The sequence below is a fragment of the Allostella sp. genome (assembly GCF_041913585.1).
GTDB lineage: Bacteria > Pseudomonadota > Alphaproteobacteria > ATCC43930 > Allostellaceae > Allostella.
Window position 1 is genome coordinate 1 of record NZ_JAYSFE010000059.1, and the last position, 11,598, is coordinate 11,598.

At 72.8% G+C, this 11,598-nt stretch carries 11 protein-coding genes; 6 read left to right on the forward strand and 5 right to left on the reverse strand.

Annotation, left to right across the window (positions count from 1 at the left end; all coding sequences use genetic code 11):
• Positions 1-100: 100 nt before the first annotated feature.
• Positions 101-1,744: a chaperonin GroEL gene (gene groL / locus ACE3Q3_RS12795; protein ID WP_374446648.1), complete on the reverse strand. Its 1,644-nt coding sequence runs from the start codon at positions 1,742-1,744 to the stop codon at positions 101-103.
• Positions 1,745-1,783: 39 nt separating this feature from the next.
• Positions 1,784-2,101 carry a co-chaperone GroES gene (gene groES / locus ACE3Q3_RS12800; RefSeq protein WP_374446650.1) on the reverse strand — a complete coding sequence of 106 codons (318 nt, stop codon included), beginning with the start codon at positions 2,099-2,101 and terminating at the stop codon, positions 1,784-1,786.
• Between the two features lie 275 nt (positions 2,102-2,376).
• On the opposite strand from groES, the gene ACE3Q3_RS12805 reads away from it, so the two are divergent.
• The 4 genes from ACE3Q3_RS12805 (at position 2,377) to ACE3Q3_RS12820 (ending at position 6,043) form a co-directional block, all read left to right on the forward strand.
• A complete protein-coding gene (locus ACE3Q3_RS12805) occupies positions 2,377-2,637 on the forward strand; it encodes an usg protein (protein ID WP_374446652.1) in 261 nt (86 codons plus the stop codon).
• 67 nt (positions 2,638-2,704) lie between these two features.
• Entirely contained in the window at positions 2,705-3,763 is a 1,059-nt protein-coding gene (locus ACE3Q3_RS12810) for a COX15/CtaA family protein (RefSeq protein ID WP_374446654.1), read from the forward strand.
• 1 nt (position 3,764) lies between these two features.
• Positions 3,765-4,598: an SDR family NAD(P)-dependent oxidoreductase gene (locus tag ACE3Q3_RS12815; RefSeq protein ID WP_374446656.1), complete on the forward strand. Its 834-nt coding sequence runs from the start codon at positions 3,765-3,767 to the stop codon at positions 4,596-4,598.
• A 110-nt stretch (positions 4,599-4,708) separates the two neighbouring features.
• Positions 4,709-6,043, forward strand: coding sequence for a tetratricopeptide repeat protein (locus ACE3Q3_RS12820; RefSeq protein ID WP_374446659.1), 1,335 nt, complete (start codon positions 4,709-4,711; stop codon positions 6,041-6,043).
• A 6-nt stretch (positions 6,044-6,049) separates the two neighbouring features.
• On the opposite strand, the gene ACE3Q3_RS12825 is transcribed toward ACE3Q3_RS12820, so the two are convergent.
• Complete coding sequence (locus ACE3Q3_RS12825; RefSeq protein ID WP_374446661.1) at positions 6,050-8,026, reverse strand: BTAD domain-containing putative transcriptional regulator; 1,977 nt, start codon at positions 8,024-8,026, stop codon at positions 6,050-6,052.
• Between the two features lie 107 nt (positions 8,027-8,133).
• The gene (locus ACE3Q3_RS12830) at positions 8,134-8,892 is read right to left on the reverse strand and encodes an enoyl-CoA hydratase (protein ID WP_374446662.1); all 759 of its coding nucleotides are present in this window, start codon (positions 8,890-8,892) and stop codon (positions 8,134-8,136) included.
• Between the two features lie 58 nt (positions 8,893-8,950).
• On the opposite strand from ACE3Q3_RS12830, the gene ACE3Q3_RS12835 reads away from it, so the two are divergent.
• Together ACE3Q3_RS12835 and ACE3Q3_RS12840 are read left to right on the forward strand one after the other, a co-directional pair.
• Positions 8,951-9,787 (forward strand): hypothetical protein, encoded by an 837-nt coding sequence (locus tag ACE3Q3_RS12835; RefSeq protein ID WP_374446663.1) that lies wholly within the window; start codon positions 8,951-8,953, stop codon positions 9,785-9,787.
• Between the two features lie 32 nt (positions 9,788-9,819).
• Positions 9,820-10,560 carry a nitroreductase gene (locus tag ACE3Q3_RS12840; RefSeq protein WP_374446664.1) on the forward strand — a complete coding sequence of 247 codons (741 nt, stop codon included), beginning with the start codon at positions 9,820-9,822 and terminating at the stop codon, positions 10,558-10,560.
• Between the two features lie 19 nt (positions 10,561-10,579).
• On the opposite strand, the gene ACE3Q3_RS12845 is transcribed toward ACE3Q3_RS12840, so the two are convergent.
• Positions 10,580-11,539 (reverse strand): D-2-hydroxyacid dehydrogenase family protein, encoded by a 960-nt coding sequence (locus ACE3Q3_RS12845; protein ID WP_374446665.1) that lies wholly within the window; start codon positions 11,537-11,539, stop codon positions 10,580-10,582.
• Positions 11,540-11,598 lie beyond the last annotated feature (59 nt).

Consider the following 11,598-nt stretch of genomic DNA (forward strand, 5'->3'; position numbering starts at 1 on the left):
CGCGGCCGCGGGAAATCCGCTGCCCGCAGACGAGAAAGGGGCCGCGGTTTCCCGCGGCCCCTCGCCCGTAGCGTCTTCGTGTTCGGCTGGTACGACCGGATCAGAAATCCATGTCGCCCATGCCGCCCATGCCGCCGCCGCCCGGCATCGGGGGGGCCTTCTTCTCGGGACGCTCGGCGATCATCGCCTCGGTCGTCACGAGCAGGCCGGCCACCGAAGCGGCGTCCTGGAGGGCGGTGCGCACGACCTTGGTCGGGTCGATGATGCCGGCCTTCACCAGGTCGCGATACTCGCCCGACTGCGCGTCGAAGCCGAAGTTGAAGTCCTTCTGCTCGAGCAGCTTGCCGGCGACCACCGCACCGTCGAAGCCGGCGTTCTCGGCGATCTGACGGACCGGCGCCTGGATCGCCCGGCGGACGATGTCGATGCCGACCTTCTGGTCGTCGTTGGCGGGCTTCAGCGAGGCCAGCGCCTTGGTGGCGTAGAGCAGCGCGGTGCCGCCGCCGGCGACGATGCCTTCCTCGACCGCGGCGCGGGTGGCGTGCATCGCATCGTCGACGCGATCCTTGCGCTCCTTCACCTCGACCTCGGTGGCGCCGCCGACGCGGATCACCGCGACGCCGCCGGCCAGCTTCGCCAGACGCTCCTGCAGCTTCTCACGGTCGTAGTCCGAGGTCGTCTCCTCGATCTGCGCCCGGATCTGCGCGCACCGGCCCTCGATGTCCTTCTTCTTGCCGGCGCCGTCGATGATCGTCGTGTTCTCCTTGTTGATGAGAACCCGCTTGGCCTTGCCCAGCATGTCGACGGTGACGTTCTCGAGCTTGATCCCGATGTCTTCGGAGATCAGCTGGCCGCCGGTCAGGATCGCCATGTCCTCCAGCATCGCCTTGCGGCGATCGCCGAAGCCCGGCGCCTTGACGGCCGCGACCTTGAGGCCGCCGCGCAGCTTGTTGACGACGAGCGTGGCCAGCGCCTCGCCCTCGACGTCCTCGGCGACGATCAGCAGCGGCTTGCCGGACTGCACCACGGCTTCCAGCACCGGCAGCATCGCCTGCAGGCCCGACAGCTTCTTCTCGAAGAGCAGGATGAACGGAGACTCGAGCTCCGTCGTCATCTTGTCGGCGTTGGTGATGAAGTAGGGCGAGATGTAGCCGCGGTCGAACTGCATGCCCTCGACGACGTCGAGCTCGGTCTCGAGGCTCTTGGCCTCCTCGACCGTGATGACGCCCTCGTTGCCGACCTTCTGCATCGCCTTGGCGATCATCAGTCCGATTTCCCGCTCGCCGTTCGCCGAGATCGTGCCCACCTGGGCAACCTCGTCGCTGGTCGAGATCTTCTTCGAGCGCTTCTTGACGTCGGCGACGATGGCCTCGACGGCGAGGTCGATGCCGCGCTTCAGGTCCATCGGGTTCATGCCGGCGGCAACCGCCTTGGTACCCTCGCGGACGATCGCCTGGGCCAGCACGGTCGCGGTGGTGGTGCCGTCACCGGCAGTGTCGTTGGTCTTCGAGGCGACCTCGCGGACCATCTGCGCGCCCATGTTCTCGAACTTGTCGGCGAGCTCGATCTCCTTGGCGACGGTGACGCCGTCCTTGGTGATCCGCGGCGCGCCGAAGGCCTTGTCGAGGACGACGTTGCGGCCCTTCGGGCCGAGCGTCACCTTGACGGCGTTGGCGAGAATGTCGACGCCGCGCAGCATCCGGTCGCGCGCATCCGTCGAGAACTTGACTTCCTTGGCAGCCATCTAACCCATCTCCCTCGTTCTGTTCGCCGGACCGGCGCCTCAGGCGGCCTTCTTGCCCGACTTGGCCGTGGCTTCCACCACGCCCATGATGTCCGACTCCTTCATGATCAGCAGCTCTTCGCCGTCGATCTTGACCTCGGTGCCGGACCACTTGCCGAACAGCACGCGATCGCCCGCCTTGACGTCGAGGGCGACCAGCTGGCCCTGCTCGTTGCGCGCGCCGGGGCCGACGGCCACGATCTCGCCCTCCTGCGGCTTCTCCTTCGCCGTGTCGGGGATGATGATGCCGCCCTTGGTCTTCTCCTCGCCTTCGATGCGGCGAACGACGACCCGGTCATGCAGCGGCCGGAATTTCATTGGGAACCCCTCCGAATAGGTCCGATCAGGAACGTTTCCCCAAGGCTCCCGGGGGCGCTGTTAGCACTCCCCGCCTTAGAGTGCCAGGGCACATAGTGGAGGGCCGGAGGCCTGTCAACCCTCCGCCGCCGCGGTTCCTCGGCAAATTCGGCAGCACTCCCGCTCGGTGGCTGCCAAGCCATTGTTAATATGGAACTTTTTGGTTTTCAGCGCGATTGGATTAAGGCACGCTTTTCCGTGCGAGCCCCAACTTGCGCGAACCAGGGTCGGAACCGATGACGTTCGTGAAACAGCTTGCCGACTACCGGCTGACCACCGCCGAGATCCTCTACCACATGCCGGACCATCCCGGCCTGCTGCAGACCTACGTCTGGCAGGATCTGGACCTGGCGCCGCGCTTTCCGGAACTGACCCGGTTCCTGGAATTCTGGCAGCGCGAGCTCGACGGCCGGCTGCACTCGGTCAAGGTGGCGAGCCAGCGCCTGATCCAGCCGGCCGAAATCCGTCTCGCCGGGCTCGCCGTCACCCTGCACTGACGGCCGGCTGCGGCATCCCGACGCCGGACGCTTGCCGGCCGGCGCCGGGCGCCCTATGCCGCTGGGCATGAACCCAGCAGTTGCGGGCGCGCCGGCCGCCGCCGGCAGCGCGGACCGGGAGCGCCGCGGGGTCGCGCTCTGGCTCTTCGCCGTCGCCGCCCTGATCTTCCTGATGACGGTGATCGGCGGGGTGACCCGCCTCACCGAATCCGGCCTGTCGATCGTCGACTGGCGACCGGTCACCGGCACCCTGCCGCCGATCGGCGAGGCCGCCTGGACGGCCGAGTTCGAGAAGTACCGGCAGTCGCCGCAGTACCGCCTCGTCAACCGCGGCATGACGCTCGACGAGTTCAAGCAGATCTTCTGGTGGGAATACATCCACCGCCTGTGGGGCCGGCTGATCGGGCTCGCCTATGCCCTCCCCTTCGCCTGGTTCCTGTGGCGGGGTGCCGTGCCGCCCGCCTACCGCCCGCACCTGTGGGCTGCCCTGGCGCTGGGCGGGCTGCAGGGCGCGGTCGGCTGGGTCATGGTCGCGAGCGGCCTCGTCGACCGGCCGTCGGTCAGCCAGTACCGGCTCGTGGCCCATCTCGGCCTCGCCCTCGTCATCTATGTCTACCTGCTGTGGCTCGCCCTCGGCCTGTGGCGGGGCGACCGGCCGACCCCGGCCGGCGATCCGGGACGGCGGACCGCGCCCGGGCTGGCCGCGCTCGCCTTCCTGACGATCCTCTCGGGCGGTTTCGTCGCCGGGCTCGACGCCGGCATGGTCTTCAACACCTTCCCGACGATGGACGGGCGGTGGGTGCCCGAGCATTACGGCGACATGGCGCCGTGGTGGACCGACCCGTTCGAGAACGTGGCCTCGGTGCAGTTCCACCACCGCATCCTGGCGACGGTCACCGCGATCGCCGTGCCGGCCGCGGCCTGGCGCCTCGCCACGACCGGCCGGCCGCTGGTGCGCGGGCTGGCGCTGGCGGCGATCGTCGCCGTCACCGGCCAGTACCTGCTCGGCGTCGCGACGCTGCTGGCCCAGGTGCCGGTCAGCCTCGGCGCCGCCCACCAGGCGGGGGCGGTGACCCTGCTGACGGTGCTGGTGGCGCTCGCCCACGCCGCCCGGCGGGAGGCATGACATGACGATCGACGCCCGCGCCGGCGAACCCAGCCGGCGTCTCGCCGGCAAGGTGGTGGCGATCCTGGGCGCCGGCGCGGTCGGCCCCGGCTGGGGTATCGGCAAGGCGACGGCGGTCGCCTGCGCCCGCGCCGGCGCCCGCATCGTCGCCGCCGACATCGACGCCGCCGCCGCCGGCGACACCGCGGCCCTGGCCGCGGCCGCGGGCGCCGAGACGCTGGCCGTCCAGGTCGACGTCGCCGACCCGGCATCGGTGGCGGCGCTGGCCGGCGCGGCCGTCGACCGCTTCGGCCGCGTCGACGTCGTCCACAACAATGTCGGCGTCGGGCGGGTCGGCGGGGTCGAGGACATCGCGGTCGAGGACTGGGACCGCACCCACCGCACCAACGTCACCGCCCTCTTGATCGCCGCCAAGGCGTTCCTGCCGGGGATGCGCGAGCGCCGCTCGGGCGTCTTCCTCACCACCTCGTCGGTGGCGGCGCTGCGCTATGTCGGCTTCCCGCACATGGCCTACAGCGTCACCAAGGCGGCGGCGCTGCACTTCACCCGCATGGTCGCGGCCCAGCACGCCGCCGACGGCATCCGCGCCGTCACCATCGTCCCCGGCCTGATGGACACGCCCCGCATCCGCCAGACCGTCGCCCGCGCCTTCCCCGACCTGCCCTTCGAGGAACTGCGGACGAAGCGCGACCGGCAGGTGCCGCTCGGCACCATGGGCGACGGCTGGGACGTCGCCCACGCCGTCGTCTTCCTCGCCTCCGACGAGGCGCGCTACATTACCGGCACCGAGCTCGTGATCGACGGCGGCCTGTCGCTGACCATGAACGGGGGCTGATTTCGCGCGGCGGCGTTTTTCACGCGCTTTTCACGCGCGGCCGTCGCGCCGGATCACGGGGGACCCGGTACAACCCCGGGCATCCACCCGATACGGAAGGAGACCCCGGAATGATCCAGAAAGACGAACAGGGCCACGCCCTCTCCGGCGCCGACGGCGAAGCCGCCGCCGCCTACGCCGCCGCCCAGCGCCAGTTCTCGTGCTATGTCGGCGATCCCGTCGGCACGATCGACGCCGCCATCGCCCGCCGACCGGACTTCGTCATGGCGCACGCGATGCGCGCCTATCTCTTCCTGCTCGGTGCCGAGCCGGCGGGCTTCGGGCCGGCCCGGGAGAGCTATGCCGCCGCCCGCCGTGCCGCCGCCGACGATCGCGAGCGCGGCCACCTCACCGCCATCCGCCACTTCCTCGACGGCAACCTCGCCCAGGCGGCGCGGACGCTGGAGGACGTCGCGATCGCCCACCCGACCGACCTGCTGGCGCTCCAGGCGGGCCAGCTCACCGACTTCCTGATCGGCGATTCGCGGATGCTGCGCGACCGCATCGCCCGCGCCCTGCCGGCGTGGCGGCCCGGCATGCCCGGCTACCATGCCGTCCTCGGCATGCACGCCTTTGGGCTGGAGGAGACGGGCCTCTACGCCCGCGCCGAGGCCACCGGCAAGCGGGCGCTGGAGATCGAGCCGCGCGACGGCTGGGCCAAGCACGCCGTCGCCCACGTCATCGAGATGCAGTGCCGGCCCGCCGACGGCATCCGCTTCATGAACGAGAACCTGGCGGACTGGGCCGAGGACAGCTTCTTCTCGGTCCACAACTGGTGGCACCTCGCGCTCTATCACCTCGAACTCGGCGACATCGCGACGGTGCTGGCGCTCTACGACGACCCGGCCAAGATCAAGGGCGGCCAGTCCCCGGTCATCTTCGACATGCTCGACGCCTCGGCGATGCTGTGGCGCCTGATGCTGCGCGGCGTCGATGTCGGCGACCGCTGGCGGCCGCTGGCCGACGCCTGGGAACCCTATGCCCGCTCCGGCCTCTTCGCCTTCAACGACGCCCACGCGGTGATGGCGTTTGCCGGCGCCGGCCGGCACGACCTCGTCGAGGCGGTGCTGGCGGCCGAGGAGGATGCGATCCGCGGCGCCGGCGACAATGCCCGGATCACCGCCGAGGTCGGCCGGCCGATCGCGCTCGGTCTTGCCGCCTTCGCATCCGGCGACCACCGCGCCGCCCTCGACCTGCTGCGGCCGGTCCGGCACATCTCCAACCGCTTCGGCGGCAGCCACGCCCAGCGCGACATCGTCGACCTGACGATGATCGAGGCGGCGCTGCGGGCGGGCGAGCAGGCGACGGCGGCCGCGCTGGTCGCCGAGCGCGCCGATCTCCGGCCGGCGAGCCCCTTCACCCGGCTGCTCCGCGACCGGGTGGAAACCCTCCCGGCGGCCGCCTGACCGGGGTCAGCCCGGCGCCGGCTCCGCGTCGGCGCCGGGCGGCACTTCGAGGCCGGCCCGTGCCAGGCCCTCGCACAGGAAGGCCCGGTCCTCGGCCCGCCGGAGCGGGTTGACGTGGAGGATCCAGCGCGCGGCCTCTCCCGGTTCCGGCTCGCGGCCGCGGGTGACGGAGCGGCGGAAATGGGCGTGGAAGCGCGCCATCTGCCGCTCCGCCTCGTCGGGCCGCCCCATCAGGGCGTGTCCCATGGCGATGAAGGCACGGACGTCGACCGCGACATCGGGGGCGCGGCTCGCCAGTTCGACCAGCCGCGGCATGTCGCGCGCCACCAGCCGCGGCCCGGCGGCGAAGACGAAGTACCAGTCGTCGTGGAACGGGTTGAGGCGGATCGCCGCCTCGGCGGTGGCGATGCCGCGCGCGGGGTCGCCGAGATAGGCGAGCGAGAGCGCGCTCTGGACCAGCATGTCGGCATCGTTGGGGTTGAGCGCCAGGGCCCGCTCGACATGCCGCGCGGCGCGGTCGAACTCCCGCCGGTAGAGCAGGATCCGGCCCAGCACGGCATGGGTGACGTGGTCGGTCGGGTCGCGGGCGACCGCCGCCTCGGCATGGTGGCGGGCGCGGTCGGCATTGTGCTCCCAGCGGTCCCAGGCGTGGCAGCTCCATTCATTGAAGTAGGTGAGCGACAGCCCGGCATGGGCGCGCGCGCAGTCGGGATCGGTCGCCAGCGCACGCTCGAGCAGCACGCGCGCCTCGAGATGGGCGTCGGGGGTGGCGCGCCGGAGCCGCTCCAGCGCCTGCAACCAGAGGTCGTAGGTGCCGAGGTCGTCGATCGGCCGCCGGCGCCCCTCCTGGAGCAGCGCCTCGTCGATGCGCAGCGCCAGCGCGCCGACCACCGATCGCGCGATGTCGGCGAGCGCGGCATCGACCCCGTCCGATCCGAAATCGTAGCGGTGCGACCAGAGATAGTGGCCGGTCGCGACCTCGATCAGTTCGGTAACGACGCGGAACGCGCCCGCCCCGCGCCGCACGCTGCCGGTCAGGATGTAGCGGGCGCCGAGACGGCGGCCGGCGTCGGCGGCGTCGGACGCCGACTGCGCCACCGCGAAGGCCGAGTGGCGGGCGATGACGCGCAGCGAGCGGAAGCGCGAGAGTTCGGTCGTCACGTCCTCGGCGATGCCGAGGGCGAGGTAGCGGTCGCCCGCCTCGTCCGACAGGTCGGTGAAGGGCAGCACCGCCACCACCGCCGGACCGCCCGGCGCGCACGGCGCCTCGCGCCGCTCCACCGGGGCGGCGATGCGCCGCCGCAGCGTCTCGGTCGCCGGCGACGGCGGGACGCCGTAGGCGCGCGCGAGCGCCGCCCGGCACTGCTCGTACTGGCGCATTGCCGAACCGAGGGCGCCGCGGCCGAGATGCAGGCGGATCAGCGCCGCATGCGCCTCTTCCAGCGCCGGATCGATCGCCAGCAGGCGCTCGCCCAGCTCCAGCGCGCGCTCGCCGTCGCCGTCGGCGACGGCGGCGTCGAGGTGCCGCAGCCAGGCCGCCGTGACGCGCTCGGCCAGCCGCGTCGCCTCCATGCGCCGCCACTCCTCGAACGGCTCCTCGCGCAGCGCCAGGTCGTCGAGGAAGGGGCCGGCATAGTCCGGGCCGGGGCAGCCGCCGCCGGCCAGGGCCGCCTCGACGGCGGCGAGGTCGATCGCCGCCCCGGCGGTCTCCAGCCGCAGGGTGTCGACGCCGGATTCGATGCGCTCGGCGGCAGCGCCCAGAGAGCGGCGGAGCTGCGCCACCGCCTGGCGCAGGCTGGCGCGGGACTGGGCCTCGTCGGCGCGCGGCCACAGCATGGCGGCGAGGCGCTCCCGCGGCACGGCGCGGCCGCCGGCATGCGCGAGGATCGCCAGGACGGCCGCCGCCTTGCGCGTCGCCGGTTCCACCGGGACGCCGCCGACGGCGACCGCGAAGCGGCCGAGGAGGGTAATGGTCAGGTCCATGTCCGGTCCCGCAATGACCATCCGGTCGCCGCGACCGCCGGAACGGTTCTGGCGGGCCGCGCCCGGGACGATAGCAGAACCCGGCCGCAACCCGGAGTCGGGCGGCCCTACCGGGCCAGCGCGGCCGCCATCATCCGCCGCGGCTCGTCGCCCTCCCAGCTCTCGACGAAGGCGGTGATGCCGGCGGCGATCGCCGCGTCCAGCGGCAGCCGCTCCCAGGCGCGCAGCAGCTGCTTCTGCCGGCGCACGGCCGCCGGCCCCGACCGCAGGATCGAAGCGGTGACGGCGGCAACGGCGGCGTCAAGATCGGTCGGCGCGGCGAGGCGCTGGACGAAGCCGAGCCGGTGCGCCGCCGCGGCGTCGATGGCGTCGCCGGTGAGCACGAGGTCGGTGGCCGCTCCCCAGCCGACGAGGCGCGGCAGCAGCGCCGCCTCGACGACCGAGGGGATGCCGATCCGCACCTCGGGCATGGCGAAGCGGGCGGCGGCCGAGGCGACGCGCAGGTCGCAGGCCGCGGCGATCTCCATGGCGCCGCCGAGGCAGGCGCCCTGGATGCGGGCCACGACCGGCACCGGCAGGTCGCGGATCGCCCGGCAGACGCGGTGGATGCGGCCGATGAAGGGTCCGGCGCGGTCGGCGTCGAGCTCGGCCATCTCGGCGACGTCGGCGCCGCCGGAGAAGGCGCGCTCGCCCGCCGACATCAGCACCGCGACGCGCAGGCCGGCATCCCCCGCGAGCGCCTCGAAGCCGTCCGCCAGCGCCGCCAGCGTCGGCGAATCGAGCGCGTTCGCGCGCGCCCGCCGGTCGATCACCAGCCGCGCCAGGCGGCCGCCGTCCTGGTCCTCGAACTCCACCCGAACCGTCATCCCGTCGCTCCCCTTGCTCCGAACTTCAGCCTAGAGTGAAGCGCAAACGGGAGGAAACATGACGACAGCGGCGGGCGACCCGGTTCCGGCCATTCCGGAAGCCGCGGCCGAGGGCGAGACGGCGGCGATCTTCGCCGATATCCGGTCGACCTTCGGGGTGTCGGTCGTCAACCTCGTCTGGCGGCATCTGGCGACGATTCCGGGGGCGCTGCCCTGGTGCTGGGCCGCCGTCCGTCCGGCCTACCGCGACGGCAGCATCGCCTTCCAGGCGGCCGCACTGCGCCGCGCCCTGCCGCTTCCGGCGCTGCCGGAGCCGCCCGCGGTGGTGCTGGACGCCATCGGCATCGACCCCGGCGCGCGCGCCGACATCCGGCGCGTCCTCGATTCCTACGACCAGACCAACGCCATGGCGCTGGTGGCGCTGACGGCGCTGGCGCTGCGGCTGGACGGCCGGGTGCCGGCGGCCGAAGCCGGCGGACGGGCGCCGATCCCGGTCGTGGCGGGCCCGCTGCCGCGGCTCCTCGCGCGCGCCGAGATGTCGCCGGAGGCGGCCGTCCTGGTCGGCCGGCTGGACGCCCTGGGCCGGCGGCCGGACGAGCGCATCGTCGCCAGCATGTACCGCCACCTCGCCCACTGGCCGGCCTACCTGGCACTGTCGCTGGTACAGCTCGCCCCGCTGGCCGCCGACGGCAGGCTGGCTGCCGCCATCGAGGCGGCCGGGGCGCTCGGCCGCGACGGGGCCCGCCGCGTCGCCGCCGAACTGCGGCCGCCCGACAGCCCGCTCGACCCGGCCGCGCGCGCCGCCGCCCGCCGCGGCATCGACGAGTTCACCCGCCACCCGATCGCCCGCATGGTGCCGATCGCGGCCCTGCTGCGCCGACTGATGCCCGCCTGAGGGGCGGGTCCCATCCCGATCCGGAGTTCCCGATGGCCAACGACGTCGTCCCGCCGCCGCCCCTGTCGCGGCAGGAGATCATGGACCGCTATGCCCGCGGCAATCCCGTGCTGGAGGCGATCGCCGGCCGCACCTCGGTGCGCGCCTTCCTGCCTGCCCCCGTCGCTCGCGAGACGGTCGAGCGCATCCTCGCCGTCGCCAGCCGCGCCGCCAGCGGCTCCAACACCCAGCCGTGGAAGGTCTATGTCGTCTCCGGCGCGGCCCGCGACCGGCTGACGGCCGACGTGCTGCACGCCCACGACCACGACGAGGCGAGCCACGTCCGCGAGTACGAATATTACATGGTCAACTGGCGCGACCCCTATCTCGCCCGCCGGCGCAAGGTCGGCTGGGGGCTCTACGGCATGCTCGGGATCGGCCGGCAGGACAAGGAGGCGATGCATCGCCAGCGCGGCCGCAACTACCTCTTCTTCGACGCGCCGGTCGGCCTGATCCTGACCATCGAGCGCGACCTGGAGCAGGGCTCCTGGATCGATCTCGGCATCTTCCTCGGCAACGTCATGACCGCCGCCCGCGGCCTCGGACTGGAAACCTGCGCCCAGGCCGCCTTCGCCAACTTCCACAAGGTCCTGCGCCGGCACCTGCCGATCCCCGACCAGGAGATCGTCGTCTGCGGCATGGCGCTGGGCCACCCCGATCCCGACGCCATCGTCAACCGCCTGGAAACCGAGCGCGAGCCGGTCGCCGCGTTCGCCCGGTTCCACGAGCGCTGAGGCGCCGCCGTTCCCTGGATCAGCCCGGCGTCAGCACCCGGATCGGCTTGCCGGCGCGCCAGGCGGCGATGTCCTCGACCGTCTCGGGATAGACCTGGGCGTAGGTGCCCTCGGTGACGTAGCCGAGATGCGGCGTCAGCACCGTGTTGTCGAGGCCGAGGAATGGATGGTCCGCCGGCAGCGGCTCGGTGCCGTAGACGTCGAGCCCGGCGCCGGCGATGCGGCGCTCGCGCAGCGCCGCGGCCAGCGCCGCCTCGTCGACGATCGGGCCGCGCGCGGTGTTGACGAGATAGGCGGTCGGCTTCATCCGCGCGAGGTCGGCCGCGCCGACCAGCCCGCGCGAGCGCCCCGACAGGACGACGTGGATCGAGACGACGTCGGCCTCGGCGAACAGTTCCTCCTTCGTCACCAGCCGGGTGCCGGCCGCGGCCGCCCGCTCCTCGGTCAGGTTCGGGCTCCAGGCGATGACCTTCATGTCGAAGGCCTGGCCGATCCGGGCGACCTTGGCGCCGAGCCGGCCGAGGCCGAGCACGCCCAGCGTGCGCCCCGCCGTCTCCTGTCCGACCGTCGTCTGCCAGCGGCCCGCGCGCATCGCCCGGTCCTCGCGCGGGATGTGGCGCATCAGGGCGAGGATCAGGCCCCAGGTCAGCTCGGCCGTCGGCCCGCCGGGGGCGCCGGTGCCGCAGACCGTGACGCCGCGCTCGGCCAGCGCCTCGAGGTCGACCGCGGCGTTGCGCATGCCCGTCGTCACCAGGAGCTTCAGCCGCGGCAGGCGCTCGACCAGCCCGCGGCGGAAGGGCGTGCGCTCGCGCATGATGCAGACGACATCGAAGTCGGCCAGCATCTGGGCGACGGCACCCTCGTCGGCGACGTGCTCGTGGAAGAAGACCGTCTCGGCGTCCGGGCCGACGAGGCGCCAGTCGGCCTTGGCCTCGGCGACGCGCTGATAGTCGTCGAGGACGGCGATGCGGAGGGTCATGGGGGCGTCTCCCGGCGGCGCAGCAGATCGATCAGTTCGGCGTTGAAGCGCTCGGCCGC